The sequence below is a fragment of the Bradyrhizobium sp. Rc3b genome, from assembly GCF_900114915.1.
Taxonomy (GTDB): domain Bacteria; phylum Pseudomonadota; class Alphaproteobacteria; order Rhizobiales; family Xanthobacteraceae; genus Bradyrhizobium.
This window is the reverse complement of the sequence record NZ_FOUS01000003.1, coordinates 131,329-153,132: the sequence shown is the minus strand read 5'-3', so window position 1 is coordinate 153,132 and position 21,804 is coordinate 131,329. Positions and strand designations below refer to the sequence as shown.

Annotated in this window: 17 protein-coding genes; 14 read left to right on the top strand and 3 right to left on the bottom strand. The window is 65.4% G+C overall.

The features are described from left to right. Window positions 1-5: 5 nt before the first annotated feature. The 14 genes from BM190_RS07545 to BM190_RS40310 all read left to right on the top strand — a co-directional run bounded on the left by BM190_RS07545 (window position 6) and on the right by BM190_RS40310 (window position 18,231). A complete protein-coding gene (locus tag BM190_RS07545; protein WP_092253303.1) occupies window positions 6-887 on the top strand; it encodes a branched-chain amino acid ABC transporter permease in 882 nt (293 codons plus the stop codon). Further along, entirely contained in the window at window positions 884-1,903 is a 1,020-nt protein-coding gene (locus tag BM190_RS07540) for a branched-chain amino acid ABC transporter permease (RefSeq protein ID WP_026202244.1), read from the top strand. Before BM190_RS07545 ends, BM190_RS07540 begins: the two co-directional genes overlap by 4 nt. Continuing rightward, window positions 1,863-2,792 (top strand): polyphosphate kinase 2 family protein, encoded by a 930-nt coding sequence (locus tag BM190_RS07535; RefSeq protein WP_092253301.1) that lies wholly within the window; start codon window positions 1,863-1,865, stop codon window positions 2,790-2,792. Before BM190_RS07540 ends, BM190_RS07535 begins: the two co-directional genes overlap by 41 nt. Further along, on the top strand, window positions 2,789-3,826 hold the full coding sequence (locus tag BM190_RS07530) for a patatin-like phospholipase family protein (RefSeq protein WP_092253299.1): 1,038 nt from the start codon (window positions 2,789-2,791) through the stop codon (window positions 3,824-3,826). Before BM190_RS07535 ends, BM190_RS07530 begins: the two co-directional genes overlap by 4 nt. An 819-nt stretch (window positions 3,827-4,645) precedes the next feature. Then, entirely contained in the window at window positions 4,646-6,985 is a 2,340-nt protein-coding gene (locus BM190_RS07525; protein ID WP_092253297.1) for a mechanosensitive ion channel domain-containing protein, read from the top strand. A 98-nt stretch (window positions 6,986-7,083) separates the two neighbouring features. After that, window positions 7,084-8,076 carry a Bug family tripartite tricarboxylate transporter substrate binding protein gene (locus BM190_RS07520; protein ID WP_092253295.1) on the top strand — a complete coding sequence of 331 codons (993 nt, stop codon included), beginning with the start codon at window positions 7,084-7,086 and terminating at the stop codon, window positions 8,074-8,076. Between the two features lie 161 nt (window positions 8,077-8,237). Continuing rightward, window positions 8,238-9,890, top strand: coding sequence for an NAD-dependent malic enzyme (locus BM190_RS07515; RefSeq protein ID WP_283806119.1), 1,653 nt, complete (start codon window positions 8,238-8,240; stop codon window positions 9,888-9,890). Window positions 9,891-10,176: 286 nt separating this feature from the next. Beyond that, window positions 10,177-10,569 carry a BlaI/MecI/CopY family transcriptional regulator gene (locus tag BM190_RS07505; protein ID WP_018319749.1) on the top strand — a complete coding sequence of 131 codons (393 nt, stop codon included), beginning with the start codon at window positions 10,177-10,179 and terminating at the stop codon, window positions 10,567-10,569. Then, window positions 10,566-13,082 (top strand): M56 family metallopeptidase, encoded by a 2,517-nt coding sequence (locus tag BM190_RS07500; RefSeq protein WP_092253289.1) that lies wholly within the window; start codon window positions 10,566-10,568, stop codon window positions 13,080-13,082. Before BM190_RS07505 ends, BM190_RS07500 begins: the two co-directional genes overlap by 4 nt. Window positions 13,083-13,226: 144 nt before the next feature. Beyond that, window positions 13,227-14,699 carry a DUF1800 domain-containing protein gene (locus BM190_RS07495; protein ID WP_092253287.1) on the top strand — a complete coding sequence of 491 codons (1,473 nt, stop codon included), beginning with the start codon at window positions 13,227-13,229 and terminating at the stop codon, window positions 14,697-14,699. A 2-nt stretch (window positions 14,700-14,701) separates the two neighbouring features. Beyond that, window positions 14,702-15,952, top strand: a complete 1,251-nt coding sequence (locus tag BM190_RS07490) for a DUF1501 domain-containing protein (protein ID WP_092253285.1) — start codon at window positions 14,702-14,704, stop codon at window positions 15,950-15,952. 170 nt (window positions 15,953-16,122) lie between these two features. Further along, the gene (locus tag BM190_RS07485; protein WP_092253283.1) at window positions 16,123-17,286 is read left to right on the top strand and encodes a serine hydrolase domain-containing protein; all 1,164 of its coding nucleotides are present in this window, start codon (window positions 16,123-16,125) and stop codon (window positions 17,284-17,286) included. 167 nt (window positions 17,287-17,453) lie between these two features. Then, window positions 17,454-17,972, top strand: a complete 519-nt coding sequence (locus BM190_RS07480) for a septal ring lytic transglycosylase RlpA family protein (RefSeq protein WP_092253281.1) — start codon at window positions 17,454-17,456, stop codon at window positions 17,970-17,972. A gap of 103 nt (window positions 17,973-18,075) precedes the next feature. Further along, window positions 18,076-18,231 (top strand): hypothetical protein, encoded by a 156-nt coding sequence (locus BM190_RS40310; RefSeq protein WP_177236955.1) that lies wholly within the window; start codon window positions 18,076-18,078, stop codon window positions 18,229-18,231. Here the strand turns inward: BM190_RS40310 and BM190_RS07475 are convergent. The 3 genes from BM190_RS07475 to BM190_RS07465 form a co-directional block, all read right to left on the bottom strand. Continuing rightward, window positions 18,203-18,547 carry a hypothetical protein gene (locus BM190_RS07475; RefSeq protein ID WP_091961321.1) on the bottom strand — a complete coding sequence of 115 codons (345 nt, stop codon included), beginning with the start codon at window positions 18,545-18,547 and terminating at the stop codon, window positions 18,203-18,205. The two genes, BM190_RS40310 and BM190_RS07475, sit on opposite strands and share 29 nt — an antisense overlap. 86 nt (window positions 18,548-18,633) lie before the next feature. Next, window positions 18,634-18,906, bottom strand: a complete 273-nt coding sequence (locus BM190_RS07470) for a hypothetical protein (RefSeq protein ID WP_092253279.1) — start codon at window positions 18,904-18,906, stop codon at window positions 18,634-18,636. Between the two features lie 132 nt (window positions 18,907-19,038). Beyond that, window positions 19,039-21,726, bottom strand: coding sequence for a flavin-containing monooxygenase (locus tag BM190_RS07465; protein WP_092253278.1), 2,688 nt, complete (start codon window positions 21,724-21,726; stop codon window positions 19,039-19,041). Window positions 21,727-21,804 lie beyond the last annotated feature (78 nt).

Here is a 21,804-nt window from a genome sequence, read left to right as displayed (position 1 = left end):
GGGGCATGCAGGCATTCTTGGACGTCTTCGACATCTATCTGCTGGAGGCCGTGATCAACGGCATCCTGCTCGGCGGCGTGCTGGCGCTGCTCGCGCTCGGGCTGAACCTGATCTTCGGCGTGATCGACGTGACCTGGATCTGCTATGCCGAGCTGGTGATGATCGGCATGTACGCCATGTATTTCATGGTGCAGTATTACGGCGTCAGCTATTTCGTCGCCGCGCCCTTCACCATCCTGCTGGTCGCGATCCTCGGCGCGGCGCTGCATTACCTCGTGATCGCGCCGCTGTTGACTGCGCCGCCGATCAACCAGCTGCTTGCGACCGGCGGCGTGCTGTTCGTGCTGCAGAGCTTTGCCACCGTCGCCTTCGGCATCGATTTCCGCAATCTCGGCATCCGCCTGCCGGTGCTCGCGCTCGGCGACATGAATTTCAGCTACGCGCGGCTACTGTCGTTCCTGGCCGCGCTGGTCGGCATGGTCGCCGTCTATCTGTTCATGACCCGCACCTTCACCGGCACCGCGATCCGTGCCATCTCGCAGGACCGGCAGATCATGGCGTTGATGGGCGTCGACACCAAGCGGATCTATCTCATCACCTCCGCGCTCGGCGGCGCGCTCGCGGGGCTCGCCGCCTGCCTCCTGGTGCTGCAATATGACGTGCATCCATTCGTCGGCCTGTCCTTCGGGCCGATCACCTTCCTGATCTGCGTGCTCGGCGGGCTCGGCAATTTCATCGGCGGCTTCATCGCCGCCTTCGTGTTCGCCGAGATCATCTCGCTCGGCGGCCTGTTCTCCGACCTCGAATGGGGTTATGTGCTCGCCTTCGCCTTTTTCATCGTCATGATGTTCATCCGGCCCGCGGGCCTGCTCGCGAGGCGCCGATGATGGGGCAGGGGCGGCTTGCGGCATGGGGGATTGGGCTGGCGGCGCTGGTCGCGCTGCCCTTCGTCTATCGCGATCCCTATCATCTGCACATCCTGGTGCTGATCCTGATCTGGTCGTTCGCCTACACGTCGTGGTCGATGATGGGGCGGTTCGGCCTCGTCTCGCTCGGCCATGGCGGCTTCATGGGGATCGGCGCCTATGTCACCGCGCTGCTCTGGAATCACCTCGGCGTGTCGCCCTGGATCGGCATTCCCGTCAGCATGGTCGCTGCCGGCGCACTGGCGCTGATCGTCGGTTATCCCTGCTTCCGCTTCCGCATCACCGGACACTATTTCGTGCTGGTGACGCTGGCGCTGTCGGGCATCGTGCTCCAGGTCATCACGGCGACGCGCGACTACACCGGCGGCTCGCTGGGCTACACGCCGAATCGAACCTCGGGCAACAAGCTGCTGGCACTGCAGTTCGACGACAAGACGACCTGGTATCTGATTGCGCTCGGGGTCTGGCTGTTCGGCATCGTGGTCTGGCACTGGGTCGACCGCAGCATGAGCCGCTATGCGCTGGAGGCGATCTCGGAGGACGAGGACGCAGCCGCCGCCGCCGGCGTCGACGTCACCGCGGAGAAGCTGAAGATCACGCTGCTCAGTGCCCTGATGACGGCGCTCGCGGGCGCGATCTACTGCCAGTACCAGATGTTCATCACGCCCGACACCGTCAGCGGCATCGCGGTGTCGCTGCAGATGGTGTTCGCGGCCATCGTGGGTGGCCTGTTCGTCTCGCTCGGTCCGACCTTTGGCGCCGTGATCACCATCCTGCTGGCGGAAACCCTTCGCATCGGCTTCGGCACCAAGGCGGTCGGCTGGGACAATCTCGTCTACGGCGTGCTGCTGGTCCTTTTCATCATATTCCTTCCCAAGGGCATCCTTGGTAGCTTGCTCGACCGACTGAAGCCGCAACCCAAGGTGCCCCGCGCTCATGAGCAAGAAGCCGTCCAAATCGCTCGCCCAGGAACTTGACCGCTACATCACGCCGTTCCGCTACGATGGATCGGGCAAGTTTCATCTCAAGGCGCACAAGACCGACGAGAAGGGCGATCTCGACAAGGAGAAGGCGCTGGCGATTCTCGACGCCAACAAGAAGCGGCTGATCGGGTTTCAGGAGAAGCTCTATGCCCAGGACCGCTGGTCGCTCCTGATCGTATTTCAGGCCATGGACGCCGGCGGCAAGGACAGCGCCATCAAGGCGATCTTCGAGGGCATCAACCCGCAGGGCTGCGAGGTGACCGCCTTCAAGGCGCCGAGCAAGAACGAACTCGACCACGATTTCCTTTGGCGGCACGCGGTCGCGCTGCCCGAACGCGGCCATATCGGCATCTTCAATCGCTCGCACTACGAGGAATGCCTCGTCACGCGCGTTCATCCGCAACTTCTGGCCAACGAGAAGCTGCCGTCAAAGCTCCTCACCAAGAACATCTGGAACGAGCGGTTCGAGGACATTGCCGCCTGGGAGCGGTATCTCTGCCGCAACGGCACCGTGGTGCTGAAGTTCTTCCTCAACGTCTCCAGAGAGGAGCAGCGCAAGCGCTTCCTCGACCGGCTGGAGGAGCCGGCCAAGCAATGGAAGTTCTCGATGGACGACATCAAGGAGCGCGCGCTGTGGCCGCGCTACCAGGCGGTCTACCAGGATATCGTCCGGCACACCTCTACGCCGTATGCGCCGTGGTACGTCGTGCCCGCGGACCACAAATGGTTCGCGCGCGTCGTGATCGGCTCGGTGATCAATGCCGCGCTCGAAAAGCTCGACCTGCGTTTCCCCCGCGCCGACAAGGCCTCGGTGGCGGAGTTCGACGAGGTGCGCAAGGCCTTGGAGAAAGAGGGGACGGGAGGCAAGAAGAAAGCAAAGTGACAGCCAACCGGACCGCCGACCGCAAGACCATCAATTTCGCGCTCCAGGGCGGCGGCGCGCACGGCGCCTTCGTCTGGGGCGTGCTCGACCAGGTGCTCGAAGACGGCAGGCTCGCGATCGAGGCGGTCAGCGCGACCAGTGCCGGCGCCATGAACGCGGTGGCGATGGCTTCCGGCATGGCGCACGGGGGCGCGGAGGCCGCGCGGGAGAGCCTGCACGCATTCTGGTACGAAGTGTCTCGCATGGACATGGCATACGATTTGATGTCGCCGCTGAACCAGTGGATCCAGGCCCTGAAGCTGCCGCCGGAATATCATCCGGTTCACGCCGTCATCCACACGTTGACGCACACGCTGCCGCCGGGTCTGCTCAATCCCTTTCATTTCAATCCGCTCCGGTCGCTCTTGCAGCGGGTCGTCGATTTCGATCGGCTCAATTCCTCGCCCGAGGCACCGCAACTGTTCCTCAACGCGACCAACGTCCGCACCGGCAAGATCAAGGTATTTCAGAGCCCGCATCTCACCGCAGATACCGTGCTGGCCTCGGCCTGCCTGCCGCCCTATTTCCAGGCCGTCGAGATCGACGGCGAGCATTATTGGGACGGCGGCTACCTCGGCAACCCCGCGATCTTCCCGCTGATCTACCGCAAGGGCAGCCACGACGTCATCGTCGTGCAGGTCACGGCGATCCGGCGCGACGAGCTGCCGACGAGCGCGGCCGACGTCCTCCATCGCATCAACGAGATCAGCTTCAATTCGTCCCTGATGCGTGAGATGCGCGCGATCGCCTTCGCCACACGGCTGATCGACGATGGCGAGCTCGACAGCGGCAAGCACAGCCGCATGTACATGCACTGGATCGGCAACGACCAGCTGATGTCGCAGCTCGGCACGGCCACGCAATTCCATCCCGAATGGAGCCTGTTGTGCCGCCTGCGCGACGAGGGCCGTTCGGCGGCGCGAAGCTGGCTGGCGCGCAACTTCGACCAGGTCGGGATGGCCTCGACGGTGGACCTGGCCGACATGTTTCTCTAGGCCACAGACAAAAACTACGAAAACGACCCCATGCACAGTAGCCGGGCGCAGCGGAATCAATGGCTTGCCGGCGGGTGTCGTATGAATGCTGACTTTACGAAATCGAGTTGGCGCGTCGGGCAAAACAGGGACATGATGTCGCCATGCCCATCCGGGGAACCGGCACATTCAAATGTGATCTTTCACATCATTGATCTCGCTTGACAGTTTTGTGGCACAGGAGGAGCATTCCGCTGGTCGCAATAAGCGACGCGCAACGTCCACCTCATGAGCAAGGGGAGGTCTATGACTCCACCTCCGCAAATCCAGCCGCGTTAAGTGCGATGGAGCTCGTTCGGACTATCGCATAGCGGCGGAAACCGCGAACGGCACGCCGGGTCAAGGTTTAGCGGGCTGCATCAGTGAGGCAGAGCCCCTACCTTCCCGGCGCTGTATTTTGCATCACATCGACCGTGTCCGGATGGCCAAGACGAGGCTGACCGCGACAGGTGGTTTTGACATCCTGCTTTTCTCCTCCACCTTCCTCCTTGCCGTCATTCCGGGCCGACTCCCGGAATGACGGAGGGTGTTGCATGGCACGTCGGCTGGCCCGAGCGCGTCTCGAACCATGGCCGCAGCGCAATTGCCAGGCAATTGACCCGCGCTGATGTTGCGGTTCCCCCGATCTTCGCATTGCGGCAAATGCCAAGAGAATGTCGCCTCAAAGGCCAACTTCCGACACAGGCCGGAGGCGAATAGCTGCGATCCGACATGACGCGTGTGCTTCGGCGGCGACGGTGCCGACGCCGCCGGCTCATTCATTTTTTCCAGGGAATCCTCGTGTCGCATAAGCTTGCCCCGGCGGTCCTCGCCGCTCTCTTCCTCGCGATCTCCTCTTTCTCCGGCGTCCGCGCCGAAACGCCTCGGCCGGCGACCAACAATGCTGCCGCACTGTCGCCCGACGAAGCCAGGCGCGCGCTGGAGACGCTCCAGGACGACAAGAAGCGCGCGCAGATGATCGATACGCTGCGCGCGATCGCGAGTGCGTCCGGTCAGCAGCAGCCTGCGCCGCCCGCGCCTGAGCAGAAGTCGCCGATCCCGCTCTCCGCCGACGGCCTTGGCGCGCAACTCCTGCTCACGGTGTCGGAGGAGATTGGCGCGATCTCGAGCGAGATCGCCAGCATGGCGCGGACGCTCACGCACTTCCCGGCCTTCTACTACTGGTTCCTGCGGACTGCGAACGATCCTGCCGCCTACAATCTCCTGATCGAGATCGCCTGGAAGCTGGCGCTGGTGCTCGGCTGCGCCCTTGCGGCCGAGTGGGTGATCTTTCGCTTGATCCGCCGCCCGGTTGCGTTCCTGGAAGGACGCGTGCCGCAAACCGCGCACCTGCCGGCACAGGTGATCCCCATTGCCGACCCGCCGTCCTCAACGGCCGATGTCACGCCCGCGCCCGACTTGAACAAGCGACGCCACAGCCTCGCGCGCGTGTGGCAGGTCCTGTTGCGGCTGCCCTTCGTGCTGGGACGTCTCGTGCTCGAACTGCTGCCGGTGGTCATCTTCGTCGGCGTCGCCACCGCGCTGCTCGGCACCGAGATCGGCGAGCCCACGACCGTTCGCCTCGTGATCCTCGCGGTGGTCAATGCCTATGCCTTCTCGCGCGGACTCATCTGCGTGATCCGGGCGCTGGCGGGACCGTTCGGGCTGTTTCCGGTCCGGGCCGAGACCGCGGCCTATATCGAGATCTGGGCGCGCCGCATCGTCGGCGTCGGCGTCTCCGGCATCGCCTTTGCCAATGTGGCCCTGCTGCTCGGCCTGCATCGTACCGGTTATGCGGCGCTGCTGCGCATGGTGATGCTGGTCGTGCACCTCTTCATCGTCGTCATCATCCTGCAATGCCGCCGGCAGGTCGCCGAGGCCATCCGTGCGCCGGCCGAGCGGCAGGGCATCGCGGCCCGCCTGCGCAACCGCGTCGCCGGCGGCTGGCATTATCTCGCCATCGCCCTCGATCTTGCGCTGTGGGCGGTGTGGGCGCTCAACATCCGCAACGGCTATTCCCTGCTTTTGCAGTATTTCGTCGGTACGGTCGTTGTGGCGCTGGTCACGCGCGTCGCCATCATGCTGACGCTCAGCCTGATCGACCGCGGCTTCCGCATCAAGCCTGAGATCCTCCACCGCTTTCCCGGTCTCGAGATCCGCGCCAACCGCTATCTGCCGCTGCTGCGCAAGATCGTTTCCGGCGTGATCGGCTTCATCGGCTTCGTCGCCGTGCTCGAGGTCTGGGGCGTGGACGCCATCGTCTGGTTCTATGGCGGCCAGATCGGCAGCCGGCTGATCTCGGCCGTGGTGACGATCGGCCTTGCCGTCCTGATCGCGGCGGCGATCTGGGAAGCCAGCAACGCGCTGCTGGACCGCCAGATCAACACGTTGTCGCGGGACGGGCACTACGCCCGTGCCGCGCGGTTGCGCACCTTCCAGCCGATGCTGCGCACGGCGCTGCTGTGCCTGATCGCCACCGTCGTCGGCCTCACCGCGCTGAGCGAGATCGGCGTCAATGTCGCGCCGCTGCTCGCGGGCGCCGGCATCGTCGGCATCGCGATCGGCTTCGGCTCGCAGAAGCTGGTGCAGGATCTCATCACCGGGCTCTTTTTGCTGCTGGAGAACACGGTGCAGGTCGGCGACAATGTCAGCGTGTCAGGGCTGTCGGGCGTGGTCGAGAACGTCTCGATCCGCACCATCCGTCTGCGCGCCGGCGACGGCGCCGTGCACATCGTGCCGTTCAGCGCGGTCACGACCATCACCAATGCCAGCCGCGGCGCCGGCAACGCCTCGGTCAGCGTCAACGTCGCCTACAAGGAAGACACCGACCGCGCCGGCCAGATCCTCAAGGACATCGTCGACGAGATGCGCCGCGAACCGGAATTCCGCCCGCTGATCCGCGGCGACCTCGATCTGTGGGGCATCGACAAGGTCGACGGTGCGATGGTGTCGATCGTCGGCCAGATCCGCTGCACCGAGGCCGGGCGCTGGCCGGTCCAGCGCGAATTCAACCGCCGCATGAAGCTGCGCTTCCAGCAGAACGGTATCGACGTCGCTTCCGCCACCCAGACCATCCTGATGCACGTCGTGCCGCCGGCAGATGGTGCGGCCAATCTGACGCCGCGGCGGGCCGCCGGATAGCGGTCAACTTACCGCTTGCCTCGGCCCGCCCGGCAGCGTTCACTCGCCCTCCAGCCCGCTGCCGACATGCGGGCGGCGAAAAGGGGTGGGAGAGGCTGATGCGGGGGCTGTGGGCCGTGTTGCGCGGTCACGTGATCGTCGTTGGCGCGTTGATTGGATGCGCGATGTGGTGCGCACCGGCAAGCGCCCAGCCATCGCGCCCCATAACCCTCATCGTACCGTTCGCGGCGGGAGGCCCGACCGACACGCTGGCGCGAATCCTGTCCGAGCGAATCGCCGCCGAACTGCACACTACGATCGTGGTCGAGAACGTGGCGGGCGCATCCGGCAGCATCGCCGGCGCGCGCGTTGCACGCGCGACACCCGACGGCACCACGATCACCATCGGCCATTGGGGCACCCATGTGCTGAACGGCGCGATCTTCAAGCTGCCCTATGACGTGGTCGCCGATTTCGAGCCGGTCGCAATGATCGCGATGGGAACGCAGCTCATCGTCGGCAGGAAGTCGCTCGAGGCGAACAGCCTGAAAGAGATGATCGCCTGGCTGAAGGCCAACCCCGGCAAGGCCACCGCCGGGACGGCCGGGGCCGGCACGGGCGCGCATGTCGCCGGCGTCTTCTTCAAGGACAAGACCGGCACCGACTTCCAGTTCGTGCCTTATCGCGGCGCAGGACCCGCCATGATCGATCTCGTCGCCGGGCAGATCGACATCATGTTCGACCAGGCCTCGAACTCGCTGCCGCACGTCAAGAGCGGCGCGATCAAGGCCTTCGCGGTGACTTCGCCGACGCGGCTCGCGTCTGCGCCCGATGTGCCGACCGTCGACGAAGCGGGCCTGCCGGGTCTCTACATCTCCTACTGGCACGGCATCTGGGCACCGAAGAACACGCCGAAGGACATCGTCACCAAGCTCAACGCGGCCATCATCGCCGTGCTCGCCGAGCCCGCCGTTAAGCAGCGCTTTGCCGAACTGGGGCAGGAGATTCCGCACCCGGCGCAGCAGACGCCCGCAGCGCTTGCGGCGTTCCAGAAGGCCGAGACCGAGAAATGGTGGCCGATCGTGAAGGCTGCCGATATCAAGCCGGAATAGCCTTGCGACGTTAACCTTTTCGCGTGCGACTGCCTGTCGTTCGCGAGAGTCTCGCTGCGGTGCGAGATCACAATCGATGCCTCCGTCGCTACGTCCTTGATCTCAATGGAGCGCTGGCCGACAATGTCCGCGGTTCAATATGAAGCTTCTTGGGGGAATTCGTGAATAGACCTGCCCGGGTCGTTGCCCAACCGACATCGTCCAGTCCGCCGCAAGGCATGACACTGCTGCGCGATCCCTTGCTCAACAAGGGGACCGCCTTCACGGAAGCCGAGCGCGAGGCGCTGGGCCTGCGCGGCCTGTTGCCGCCTTGCGTGCTGACGATGGAGACGCAGGCTCAGCGCGTCCTCACCAATCTGCGAACGCTGCCGACCGATCTGGAAAAATACGTCGCGCTGAACGCGCTGCATGACCGCAACGAGGCGCTGTTCTTCCGCGTCGTCGTCGACAATATCGACGAGATCCAGCCGATCATCTACACCCCGACGGTCGGGCTCGCCTGCCAGAAATTCGGCCTGATCTTCCAGCGGCCGCGCGGCATGTTCATCTCCTCGCGCGACCGCGGTCAGATCGCGGACATTCTGAAGAACTGGCCCTATGCGGCCAAGCTGATCGTCGTCACCGACGGCGAGCGCATTTTGGGACTGGGCGATCTCGGTGCCAACGGCATGGGTATTCCGGTCGGCAAGCTCTCGCTCTATTCGGCCTGCGCGGGCGTGCATCCGGAAGCGTGCCTGCCGATTGTGCTCGACGTCGGCACCAACAACGAAGAGCTCTTGAACGATCCCTATTATCTCGGCCTGCGAGAGCGACGGCTGACGGGCGAGGCCTATGACAGCTTCGTCGACGAATTCATGCAAGCCGCGCGAAAGACCTTTCCGGGCGTGCTGATCCAGTTCGAGGATTTCGCCAATCATTCGGCGTTCAAGCTGCTGCACAAATATCGCGACGAGGCCTGCGTCTTCAACGACGACATTCAGGGCACTGCGGCGGTCGCGCTCGCCGGCCTGTTCTCGGCGCTACGCGTGAACGGCGGCAAGCTGAAGGATCAGCGCATCCTGTTCCTCGGCGCAGGCGAGGCGGCAACCGGCATTGCCGATCTCGTGGTCTCCGCGATGATGGCGGAGGGGGCTTCGGAAGCCGAAGCACTCCGGCGCAACTGGCTGGTGGATTCCCGCGGGCTCGTCGTCGGCGGCCGTGAGGGCCTTTCCGGCCACAAGCTGCGCTATGCGCATACGGGTCAAGCGCCGATCGCCGACTTCCTCACCGCGATCAAGACGCTGAAGCCGACCGCGATCATCGGGGTTGCCGCGGTTGGCGGCGCCTTCACGCCCGAGGTGCTCAAGGCGATGGCTGAACTCAACGAGCAGCCGATCGTGTTCGCGCTCTCCAACCCGACCTCGAAGGCCGAATGCTCGGCGGAAGACGCCTATCGCTACACCGAAGGGCGCGCGCTGTTCGCCTGCGGCAGCCCGTATGACCCCGTGACGCTCAACGGCCGCAGCTTCGTGCCGCGCCAGGGCAACAACTCCTACATCTTCCCCGGCGTCGGCCTCGGCGTCATCGCCAGCGGCTCGAAGCTGGTGACCGACGAGATGTTCATGGCGGCGGCCCATACGCTCGCCGATTGCGTCGGCAAGGAGGATCTCGCGCAGGGCAGCCTCTATCCGGCCCTGCCGCGCATCCGCGAAGTCTCGGTCCGCATCGCCGCGGCGGTGGCGGATGTTGCCTATCAGCGCGGCCTCGCCGACGGACCCGCACCCAACGACGTCAAGGCGCTCGTGCAGTCGCAGATGTACGAGCCGCATTACTAAGCCGCCATCCCCGGCCAAGCGGCGCGGTTAAGGCGCGTCACGTGTCCGCCTCGTCATGGCCGGGCTTGTCCCGGCCATCCTCGTCTTGACGCGCGGTACGAACGTGGATGCCCGGGACAAGCCCGGGCGTGACGACCTCGCATATTTCGACTTCCCTCAAATCACGAACCGGCAACTAGGTCAGCACACCGGCACCATCCCAGGTGGAATCGCCATTGTGCCGCGCGGCCGCATATGCGACAGTCTGTAGCGCTACAAGAAAATTCAATCCGCAAGGTAAGTCGCCATGGACGATCGTTTGCCCGAACTGGGCGACCTCGAGCACGAGGTCATGCAATTGGTTTGGGCCCATGGTCCTGTCACGGCCGAAATCGTGCGCGAGCGCTTGTCGCGGCGTCTGAAGGAATCAACCGTGCGCACGGTGCTGCGCCGGCTCGAAGAAAAGGGCTATGCTAATCACACCGTGGACGGCCGCACCTACGTCTACCAGGCCGCCGAGCCGCGCGCGAAGGTTGCGGCCAAGGCAGTGCAGCGCATCGTCGACTGGTTCTGCAACGGCTCGATCGAGGAGGTCCTCGTCGGCATGGTGGACAACAAGATGCTCGACCAGCAGCAACTGCGTACGCTGGCCGACCAGGTGGCCAAGGCGAAGAAGGCGAGGGGAGTGAAGAAAGAATGATCGCAACTCTGGCGGAGGCGGCACTGCGCTCCCTTGTGCTGGGAGGCGTCGTCTGGTTCGGTCTCAACCTGTTTCGCGTGCGCAACCCGCACGTTCACATGACGGCCTGGGTCGTCGTGCTGCTGGCATCGCTGGCGATGCCGTTCGTGATGCATTGGCCGACGCTCACGATCACCCGGCTGCCTTTGCCGGTCGCCGTGCCGGATGATTTTCTGCCGGCCGACATCTCGATGCTGGAGACGCCGCAGCCCGCGCTGCCAGTCGCGCCCGGCATTGCCATCGCGCCGCAGGCCAGAAGCGGGCTCTCGATCAATTGGTGGCTCGTTGCCACCGTGATCTATGCCGGCGTCGCTGGCCTGTTGCTGCTGCGGCTCGCGATCGGGCTCTGCCTGACCTGGCGTCTGGCGCGCGCGGCAAAGCCGATGAAGGGCCTGCAGATGATCGACGCCGACGTGCGCGTCAGCCGCGATGTCGGCGGCCCCGTCACCTTCGGCTCGACCATTCTGGTGCCGCCGCAATTTTTCAGCTGGGACGCGAAGAAGCGCCTTGCGGTGCTCGCGCATGAAGGCGCGCATGTCGTCAACCGCGATTTCTACGTCCTCCTGCTGGCGTCGTTCAACCGCGCGGTGTTCTGGTTCAGCCCGTTCTCGTGGTGGCAGCTGGCGCGGCTTGCCGAGCTCGCCGAGATCATCAGCGACGCCGAGGCGATCGAGGTGATCGACGACCGGCTGTCCTATGCGGAAATCCTGCTCGATTTCGCCAGCACCGTGAAGCCGCGCCCGGTCGAGCTCGCGATGGCGCGGGCCTCGACCGTTCGCGCCCGTGTCGAGCGCATCATCGCGGCTGCCGCGATGCCCGTCGCCGTCAGCTGGCGCAAGCGGCTGTGGATCGCGGCTGCGATCGTCCCCGTGGTGATCGTGTCCGCCGGCATGATCGCCTATCGCACGCCGGACGCGGCGCCCGTGGCCGCGGATATCGGCGAGGTGCCCGTCCAGCATTACCGCCCGTTCGTCAATTTCTACGCCATGGGTCCGACCTCGGTGTTTGCCGTCTTCCGCGAGGGCGACGAGCTTTACGGCCAGCTCACGGGCCAGCGCAAGCTGCGCCTCACGGTCGGCAATGACGGCACGGCGTCCTATGCGGCTTCGTCCGGCGAGATTACGTTCTCAGCTGATGCGGAGCGCCGCTCGTCCGAGCTGACGCTGCGCATGAACGGCCGCGACATTCGTGCGGTTCGTGTCGCCGAGATGCCGGCGGCGGTAGCCGAGCCCGTATCGCTCGACCCGTATGTCGGTTGGTACAGGATTGCGCCAAACCGCGTGCTGACGGTGCGGCGTGACGGTGATCGGCTCCGGGTGCAGGAAACCGTGCTGGGCCCGGCGACGCTCCTCGCCGAAGGTGCCGACATCTTCTCAATCCGTGGCGAGAATCTCCTGATCTTCCTGCGTGACGAGCAATCAAAGGTCTCGCGCGTGCTGGTGCACAATTCGGTCTTTGGCGCCCGCCTGGCGCCCCGGATCGATGCGGCGGTGGCTCAGGCGATCGAGGCGGATTTCGCGCGCCGCCTTGCGGAAGTGCCTGACCGATTCAGGGAGCAGGTCCCGGCGCCCGGCGGCAAGGAGATGATCTTGCGCGGCATCGAGGATCTTCGCCGCGGTACGCCCAACTACGATCGGATGAGTGCGCCGCTGGCGGCCAAGGTTCACCGGCAGCTCAGCGAGTCGCAAACGACGTTCGTGTCGCTCGGCGCGGTGCAATCGATCTTCTTCCGCGGCGTCGGCCCCGGCGGCTACGACATCTATGGCGCGAAGTTCGAGAACGGCACGGCGGAATTTCGCCTGATGATCGAGCCGGACGGTAAGGCCGGCGACGTGCTATTCCGGGCCGACGGCAATGAGGAGCTCGGCGGCATCGTGCCTTGCGCGGAGGAGGCGAGCGTTCGCGGCCGCGCCGGCACCTCGCCGATCAGGATCATGCTCTACAACGAGATGGCCGACGACATCCAGGTGTTCAAGCTGGACGCGGACGGCAATCGCAAGGCGCAGATCGTCAGGCCCAACATGACCTGGTTCACCACCACCACCGTAAATAATCCCTGGATGATCGCCGACAAATCGGGACGGTGTCTGGAGATCCTGATGCCGGGCCGGCAGACCCGCTTCCACAATGTCGAAGCCTCGAATATCGGCGCGCATCCCGGTCGCGCCGCGCGCCGCGCCGTTCCGATCGCCAATGGCGAGGCGATGCTGCGCCGCTATATCGAGGGCGTCGGCAGAGGACAGCCGGACTACGAGCACATGACCTCGGAAGTGGCCGACATCACACGTCAGCAGTTGCCGTTCGACCAGGCGATCCTGGCGCGGCTCGGTGCGTTGCGTGCGGTCTCCTTCCGCGGCGTCACCGCGCTCGACAGCGACATCTACATCGCCCAGTTCGCCAACGGCTCGGCGGAATGGCGCATCGGCGTCAGGAACGACACCATCACGAAGATCGCGCTCGGGCCGAATTTCTAGGGCCGCCGGCCGCTCCCGATGTCTTGATGGAGGTGTTTCAATCTCCGCTTGTCTGTCAGTCCCGCGAATGCTACGATATGTAGCACTACAATTCGTAGCCTCGAGCGATGCCGTCGGGCGGGCTCGTAGAATTGGGCATTCGCCATGAGCAATTCCGCAAAGGCCGAAGCCGTGCTGGCGCTCCATCGCTTCGGGATGGGGCCGCGGCCGGGCTCGATTGCCGCGCTGGGAAGCGACCCGCGCGCCGCGCTGATTGCCGAGCTCGACCGGCCGCTCGTGCTCGCCGCGGCGGCCAGCCTGCCCTCCAGTGCGAAAGCCTATCGCACCGTGGCCGATGCCAATGCGCGGCGCACGGCCCGCGCCAAGCAAGCGCAGCAGCAGGCCAAGAAGCAGCAGATGGCGTCGGCACCCACCGCAGCTGACGACCAGGCTCAGCCGCAATTGCAGACGCAGGGGCAAGCGGGCCAGGAAAAGGACGCCGCCGAGATGGCGGCGAAGCAAGCCGCCGACGCTATTCCTGATCCCGGACGTCCGATGTATTTGCAGGAAGCCAAGCTGCGCACGGAGGCAGCGCTTGCAGCCGATATCGGCTTTGCCGAGCGGCTGGTCTGGTTCTGGTCAAATCATTTCTGCATCTCGGCCAACCGGATCCAGAGCATGTCCGGTGCCTATGAACGCGAGGCGGTTCGCGCCAATGCGCTTGGCCGGTTCGTCGATCTCCTGCTGGCCGTCGAAGGCCATCCGGCGATGCTGTTCTATCTCGACAATCTCGGTTCGATGGGGGCGAATTCGACCGCGGGCATCAACCGCAGCAGCGGCCTCAACGAGAACTTTGCCCGCGAGATCATGGAGCTGCATACGCTCGGCGTGCGCTCCGGCTACACCCAGGACGACGTCATCAGCTTCGCCAACGTGATGACCGGCTGGACGCTGGTGCCGCCGGGCGCAGATCCCCAGCATGGCGGCGAGTTCACCTTCAATCCCCGGCTGCACGAGCCCGGCGGACAGACCGTGCTCGGCAAGCGCTATGAGCAGGAAGATGTCGAGCAGGGCCGCGCCGTGCTGCGCGATCTCGCCGCGCATCCGGCCACCGCGACCCATGTCGCGACCAAGCTCGCGCGGCACTTCGTCGCCGACGAGCCGCCGCCGGCGCTGGTCGAACAGATGGCGAAGGTTTTTCGCGACACCGAGGGCGATCTCAAGCAGGTCGCGACCCTGATGGTGTCGTCGGACGAGGCGTGGCGTGCGCCGCCGTCAAAGCTCAAGCGTCCCGGCGAATGGGTCGTCGGCATGGTGCGTGCGACCGGCATCACGCAGGTCGATCCCGTCCTCTACACCGGTGGCCAGCAGCTGCTCGGCGAGCCGCTGTGGCGTCCGCCCGCGCCCAAGGGTTATCCGGACGATGAAGCGAGCTGGATCGACGGCGTCGGCCGGCGGCTCGACGTCGCCAACAATTTCGCCGAACGCATCACCGGCATGGCCGATCCGCAAGCCATCATCGAGGACGTCCTTGCATCGCAAATCGCCCCCGAGGTGAAGCAGGCGGTCGGCCGCGCCGAGAGCCGGCAGCAGGCACTGGCGCTGCTGTTCATGTCGGCGGATTTTCAGAGGAGGTGAGCATGGGCTTCGTCGATCACCTGCCCACGCGGCGGGAGCTTCTGGTCGGCTCCGGGGCGCTGTTCGCATGGAGCCAGATGCCCAGGATCGCGCGCGCGGAGGGGCGCGATCCGCGCCTGCTCGTCATCGTGCTGCGCGGTGCGCTCGACGGCCTCGGCGCCGTCGCGCCGGTCGGCGATCCCGACTGGATCTCGTTGCGCGGCGATCGCGCGCTGGTGCTGGACGGCAAGCCGCCGGCGCTGCCGCTCGATGCCTTCTTCGCGCTCAATCCGGCGATGCCGAATTTGCACCGGCTCTACAAGAGCGGCAAGGCCGCGATCGTCCATGCAGTTGCGACGCCCTATCGCGAGCGCTCGCATTTCGATGGCCAGGACGTGCTGGAGAGCGGGCTCGTCAAGCCGGGGATGACCAGTTCGGGATGGCTCAACCGCGCGCTGCTCGCGCTGGAATCGGGCGGCCGCGTCGATCCACGCGGCAGCCGCGCGCTCGGCATCGGCTCGGTGACGCCGCTGGTGGTGCGCGGCTCGGCGCCGGTCATGACATGGGTGCCGCAGAAATTGCTCCCGGCGAGCGAGGACACGCAGAGCCGCCTGCTCGATCTCTACCAGCACACCGACCCGAAGCTCGCGACCGTGCTGCAGGCGCGCATGAAGCTCGCTTCGCTCAGCGGGGCACCCAGCGCGGGCGACGTCATGTCGGACGATCCGACCCTGGCGCCGCCGGGCATCGCGCGCGTGCGCGCCTACTTCGCCGACGCCGCCGGCACCGCCGCGCGGTATCTCGCCAAGCCCGACGGTCCGCGCGTCGGCGCCATGGGCTTCGTCGGATGGGATACGCACATCGCCGAAGGCGCGGCCTCGGGCCAGCTCTACAATCTGCTGGGCGCGCTCGACGGTGCCTTCGCCGCGATCGAGAGCAACATGGGCGAGGCCTGGGGCGAGACCGTCGTCGCCGTGGTCACCGAGTTCGGGCGCACCGCGCGCATCAACGGCACGCAAGGCACCGATCACGGCACCGGCACGGTCGCATTCCTGATCGGCGGCGGGCTCGCCGGCGGCCGGGTGATCGCGGACTGGCCGGGGCTGAAGCCGGCGCAACTGTTCGAGGATCGCGACCTCAAGCCGACCACCGATCTGCGCGCCGTGCTCAAGGGCCTGCTCAGGGATCATTTGCGCGTCGAGGAGAAGGTGCTGGCGGATGCGGTTTTCCCCGGCAGCGCCGACGTCAAGCCGATGGGGGGCCTTGTGGCCTGAAGGCGCAATGTGCACGCTGACGCAAAGAGAGCTCGATTTTCTCGCCAGCTTGAAGACGAACTGGCGAAGGCTCTATTGGCGTGAGTTCGCGCGCATCCTCAGAGAGAACGCGCAGCCCCGATACGCCGGCGCCGAAGCTGGCTCCGCGCCGCAACAGGGATGAGGCTCGCATGAGGCGGCGCCAGTTCATTTCGCTTCTCGGCGGCGCCGCACTGGCGCCGCTCTCCGCGGTCTGCGCGAACGCAGCCGACGGCTGCGATGTTCCGCCCGAACGGGGCGACGGCTGGCCGGGCGGCTCCGTCGCTGGCGACAGTCTCGTCAATCGCGAGGCGCTGTGCGGGATGGCCGACCGGCTCGCCACGAGCGATGCCAATATCCATGCGGTGCTGGTCGCCCGCGACGGCAAGCTGGCGTTCGAGCGTTACTTCAAGGGCGCCGACGAGATACCCGGCTACATCTACGGCCGCCGTGTGGAAACCATCGCCTTCGATGCCGATACGTTGCACAACATGAAGTCTGTTTCGAAGAGCGTTGCATCGCTCGTCGTCGGGATTGCGATCGATCGCGGGCTGATACGCGGCGTCGACGAGCCGATCTTCAGCTTCTTCCCCGAGCTGTCCGACTTGCGTTCTCCCGAAAAGGACCGCATCCGGCTGGTGCACGTGCTCACCATGTCGATGGGCCTGAAGTGGGTCGAGGCGACGCCCGCGACGGGAGACGATGACAATGACGAGACGCGCATGCATATGGCGTGGGATCCGTGTCGTTACGTTCTCGGTCTTCCCGTGACCGCCGCGGCGGGGCAGGAGTTCTTCTACAACACCGGCGCGCTCACGCTTGTGTCGGCCATCATCCGCAAGGCGACGGGACGTCCTCTCGATGAATTCGCGCGCGAGAATTTGTTCGAGCCTCTGGGTATCACCGGCACGGCGTGGGGCCGGTACAGGGGGGATACCGATGCCGGAGGAGGATTGCGCTTGCGACCGCGCGACATGGCCAAGATCGGCCAGCTCGTGCTTGCGGGCGGTCGCTGGAACGGCCGCCAGATCGTCTCCAAGGCGTGGATCGAGGCTTCGACGGCAGAGAAGATCAAGGCGACGGACTCTCAAACCTACGGATATCTGTGGTGGCGCGGCCAAACGCGCCTCAATGACCGCAAGATCAACTGGATCGGCGCGCTTGGCCGCGGCGGGCAGTCGATCCGCATCGTCCCGGAACTCGATCTCGTCGTCGCAGTGACTGCGGGTTACTATCAGGACTACAGCTCGCAAGCGTTTCGATTGCAGTTCGGCGTCTTCCGGGACGTGTTGCGCGCGATCCCGCCTCCGGCCTGAACGGGAAGGGCCCTTCTGGGGCGGTCGCCGTCCCGATTCAGGACATGCAGGTGTGGTGGAATCGTCACAGCTGACGCGAAACGGCGGCGGCCCCACGCCCGCTTTTGTTCCGACAAGGTTCTGCCCTCATTGCCCACCGAAACTCCGGGCAGTTCGGAGGGCGCATCATGTCTTGCATTGCACGTGCCGAAACTGCCCCGATTTCACTGGCAACCGCGAGCCGGCTGCTGCTGGCCATCGTCGGGGCCGCCTCGCTCGCCGCCTGCGCGCAATCGCCTGTCGGCCGCCAGAAGGCCGATCTCGGGGGCACCGGCCGGCAGGCCGCGATCGAGCGGCCGCACCGGGTGGCGGCGCTGCATCCAAGGCCGATCAGCCGGGTGCGCATTCCCAATGGCGATGCAAAGCAAGCGGCTTCGCACGGCGTTGCCAGCTTCTATTCGGATACGGAGACTGCGAGCGGCGAGAAGTTCGACAAGAACGAATTGACCGCGGCCCATCCGACCCTGCCATTCGGCACCAAGCTGCGCGTCACCGACGTTTCCTCCGGCCGCTTCGTGACCGTCAGGGTCAACGATCGCGGGCCCTATATCCGCGGACGCGTCGTCGACGTCTCGCCTTCCGCAGCCGAGGCGCTCGGCATGGTCGACAGGGGCATCACCAATGTCCGGCTCGACGTCGTGCAATGAGTTCGAGACATCGCGTTCGGCCCGCCGCGCTTAACCGGGTGTTAGCGGCTTCTCAAGCACCATGTCTGTCCGAACAATTTGGGGCTGTTGGGGAGGCGGGCGCTTGAACACGATCCGATATCTCGAAGATCAAGCCGCGCGCGCCGAGCGACTCGCCAAACGGATCACGGATACGCTGACGATCGAAAAGCTCCAGGCCTTCGCCGACGAGCGCCGTCGCGAAATCGAAGTCATCGCCGGCAAATATCGGCGCGCATAACTCCCGCATTCATGCTATGGCTATCGATGAAGTCGCTGAGATAGTCGGGTAGCTCTATGCCATAGATGTCGCAGCGTGCCTTTATCGCGCCGGCGACATCGGTCGAGATGTCCTTCATCCAATGTTCGAGCGTGTTGAACGAAATCACCTTGATGGGGTCGTTGAAGCAGCCGGCGACGAGCTCGCCGATCGTGGCTTCGAGATCGCTTCGTTCGATGCGAATCTCCGTCGCCTGGTCGAGGCGATCGATCACCACGAACAGGGTCTGGTCTGCGCCATAGGGCACGACCGGGGGTGGTACGCCAGCTTCAAGCATGTGAGGCACTCGCGGCTTGACTTCCGATTTCCACCAACGGGAAAAACCGGCAGAAGGTTCCTAACGCGCCTGCATGTGAAGCGCCGTCAGAGAAATTCTCTCCAGCGCGAGAGTTCGATAACGTGTTCGGGCGAGAGGATGCCGGTCACGAGCGGCGGCTGCGCCGCTGTCCGGATCTCATAGAGATGCCGGGTCGCCGCCGGCTTCCCCATGAACGCCGAGATGCACTCGTCGAGCGTGCCTTCCCTTATCGGGTATGATTCCCGGTCCGGCCGGCGCTGGTTTGCCAGCGATGGCCATTTATGCAGGGCCGCCAGCGCATCGAAATCGACCTTTGAAGCCGCAACCACGTCCCCCATCGTCCCACCTCACGCAAAAAACACCCCAGCACGCAGATTTGCGTGCCGGGGCCCATACCTGTCGCTGCATCTCAATGCCACACGCACTTAACGGGGCAGCGGGGAAAAGGTTCCCGGCCGCTCCGTTTCCGCTCAACTCGCGGCCGCCGCGATTTTGTGCCCTGGGCTGGCGTTGCCGTGATTGTCCTCGTCACCGCGGCTGATCTCCGGCGGCAGCCCGGCGAAGCGTCGCAAGGCTTCCGCCATTTGCACGCGGCCCGGCACGCCCGTGATCACCACATCGACCATGGTGAAGGACGAGTGGAAATGGCCGTTCGCCCTGAGCTGCTCGACCGGGACGCCTGCGGCCGCCATCGCTTCGGCATAAGCGATGCCTTCGTCGCGCAAGGGATCGAACTCGCAGGTCGCCACGAAAGCAGGCGGCAACCTTTCGACCTTGCCGCGGAGCGGCGAGGCGCGCGGATCGGTGCGGTCCGCCGGCGAGCAGTAGAGGTCCCAGAACCAGTACATCAGCGATCGCGTCAGGAAGTAGCCGGTCGCATTGTCGTTATAGGACGGGCGATCGAAGGTGCAGTCAGTGGCCGGGCAGATCAGGAGCTGGCCAGCGATCTCCGGCCCGCCGCGGTCGCGCGCGAGCTGGCAGGTGACGGCGGCGATGTTGCCGCCGGCGCTCCAGCCCGCCACCATTACCGGGCCCGGCTTGCCGCCGAGTTCAGTGGCGTGTTCGGCGATCCAGCGCGTGGCCGCATAGCCATCTTCGGCAGCGGTCGGGAAGCGATGCTCGGGGGCGTGGCGATAGCCGACGCTGACGAACGTCATGCCGGTCCGCCGCACCATGTCGCGGCAGAACGGCTCGTCCGACTGCTCGTCGCCGAGCACCCAGCCGCCGCCGTGGAAATAGACCACGACCGGATGCGGTCCCGGCGTCGCCGGCTTGTAGACGCGGTAGGGCAGCGCACCGCCCGTGACGGGCAGGGTGCCGTCGACGATCTCGCCGACCGGCCGTCCGGCGGGCCGGCCCTTGTTGAACTCGTTCACGAACTCGCGTGCGCCGATCGCGCCCATCGACTCGATCGGCGGCAGATTCAGCGACGCGAGCAGGTTCATCACCAGCCGCACGTCGGGCTGCAGCCGCACCACCTCGCCGTCATTGCATTGCTCCGTGCCGCCAGGGCCGGTGAGCCTGAAGCCGAGCATGCCGCGGCTGACCACCTCATCGCAGATGCTGCGATAGGGGCCAACGCCGCCGGTATAGGGCATCAGGCCCTGCACCTTGCCGGGGACGTTGGCGCCCGTGTACCAGGTGTTGGCGAGCCGATGCAGCGTCAGCATCGAACAGTCGGCCATGTGCCTGTTCCAGCCGGCCTGCGCCGTCTCGGTCGGCTCGATCGTGGTGAAGCCGGCATCACGCAATGCGGCCAGTCGGTCGACCACCCAGTCGACATGCTGCTCGATCGACACCGCCATGTTCGACAGCACCGACGGGCTGCCCGGCCCGGTGATCATGAAGAAGTTGGGAAAGCCTTCGACCGTGAGCCCGAGATAGGTCTGCGGCCCCTGCGCCCAGACATCGGTCAGCGACTTGCCGCCGCGCCCGGTGATCGGATGCACGGCGCGGATCGCGCCGGTCATGGCGTCGAAGCCGGTCGCGAACACGATGACGTCGACGTCGAAGCTGCGGCCGTTCGTGGAGATGCAACTTGCCGTGATCGCCTTGATCGGCTCCTGCCGCAGATTGACCAGCGTGACGTTCGGCCGGTTGTAGGTGGCGTAGTAGTTGGTATCGAGGCAGGGACGCTTGGCGCCGAACGGATGGTCGTGCGGCATCAGCGCCGCGGCGGTTTCGGGATCCTTCACGGCCGCCGAGATCTTCTCGCGGATGAGATCGCAGATCAGCTTGTTGCCGTCGACATCGACGGCCTGGTCCGCCCAGAGCTGGGTCAGAATATAGACCAGATCGCCCTTGCCCCAGGCTTCCTCGAAGCGCGCGCGGCGCTCGGCATCGCTGAGCTGCCAGCTCACTGCCATCTGCTGCGGATAGGGCACGCCCGCCATCGACTGGCGCGCCTGCTCACGATAGGCGGCGCGATCGCCCTGCAAAAGGCTCATGCGGTCCGATGGGGCCGGGCCATTATGCGCAGGCAGTGCGAAGTTCGGCGTGCGTTGGAACACGGTCAGATGCGCGGCCTGCTCGGCGATCAGCGGGATCGACTGGATCGCCGACGAGCCGGTGCCGATCACGGCGACGCGTTTTCCTGCGAGATTGACGCCGCCATGCGGCCAGCGTCCGGTGAAATAGACCTCGCCCTTGAAATCCTTGACGCCGTCGATCTCCGGCGGCTTCGGCGCCGAGAGGCAGCCGGTGGCCATGATGTAATGGCGGCAGGAGACCGGTGGGCCATTGTCGGTGGTCAGCTGCCAGCGCTCGGCCTTCTCGTCCCATTTGGCTTCGGTGACCTTGGTGCTGAAGCGGATGTCGCCCCTGAGGTCGTAGCGGTCGGCGACGAAGCCGAGATAGCGCAGGATTTCGGGCTGGGTCGCGTATTTCTCCGACCAGGTCCAGGCCGTCTCGAGCTCGGGATCGAAGGTGTAGCTGTAGTCGATGGTCTGGATGTCGCAGCGCGCGCCCGGATAGCGGTTCCAGTACCAGGTGCCGCCGACGTCGCCGGCCTCTTCGAGCCCGACCGCCCTAAAGCCGGCCTTGCGCAGGCGATGAAGCAGATAGAGGCCGGCAAAGCCGGCGCCGACCACGGCGACATCGACCTGCTGAGCGGTTCCGCGCTCATCGGAGGCACGTGTGGCAACCATCGCGTCAGGCATGGCATCCTCCCGTATGTTTTGTTTTGCCGGCAAGGCTATCGCCACATGCACGGCTTGTCATCACGGCATGTGCAATCT

Excerpts from the sequence above, each read along its gene's own strand:
- BM190_RS07545 (WP_092253303.1), top strand. The coding sequence starts at position 6 with ATGCAGGCATTCTTGGACGTCTTCGACATCTATCTGCTGGAGGCCGTG.
- BM190_RS07540 (WP_026202244.1), top strand. The coding sequence starts at position 884 with ATGATGGGGCAGGGGCGGCTTGCGGCATGGGGGATTGGGCTGGCGGCG.
- BM190_RS07535 (WP_092253301.1), top strand. The coding sequence starts at position 1,863 with ATGAGCAAGAAGCCGTCCAAATCGCTCGCCCAGGAACTTGACCGCTAC.
- BM190_RS07520 (WP_092253295.1), top strand. The coding sequence starts at position 7,084 with ATGCGGGGGCTGTGGGCCGTGTTGCGCGGTCACGTGATCGTCGTTGGC.
- BM190_RS07505 (WP_018319749.1), top strand. The coding sequence starts at position 10,177 with ATGGACGATCGTTTGCCCGAACTGGGCGACCTCGAGCACGAGGTCATG.
- BM190_RS07500 (WP_092253289.1), top strand. The coding sequence starts at position 10,566 with ATGATCGCAACTCTGGCGGAGGCGGCACTGCGCTCCCTTGTGCTGGGA.
- BM190_RS07495 (WP_092253287.1), top strand. The coding sequence starts at position 13,227 with ATGAGCAATTCCGCAAAGGCCGAAGCCGTGCTGGCGCTCCATCGCTTC.
- BM190_RS07490 (WP_092253285.1), top strand. The coding sequence starts at position 14,702 with ATGGGCTTCGTCGATCACCTGCCCACGCGGCGGGAGCTTCTGGTCGGC.
- BM190_RS07485 (WP_092253283.1), top strand. The coding sequence starts at position 16,123 with ATGAGGCGGCGCCAGTTCATTTCGCTTCTCGGCGGCGCCGCACTGGCG.
- BM190_RS07480 (WP_092253281.1), top strand. The coding sequence starts at position 17,454 with ATGTCTTGCATTGCACGTGCCGAAACTGCCCCGATTTCACTGGCAACC.
- BM190_RS07475 (WP_091961321.1), bottom strand. The coding sequence starts at position 18,547 with ATGCTTGAAGCTGGCGTACCACCCCCGGTCGTGCCCTATGGCGCAGAC.
- BM190_RS07470 (WP_092253279.1), bottom strand. The coding sequence starts at position 18,906 with ATGGGGGACGTGGTTGCGGCTTCAAAGGTCGATTTCGATGCGCTGGCG.
- BM190_RS07465 (WP_092253278.1), bottom strand. The coding sequence starts at position 21,726 with ATGCCTGACGCGATGGTTGCCACACGTGCCTCCGATGAGCGCGGAACC.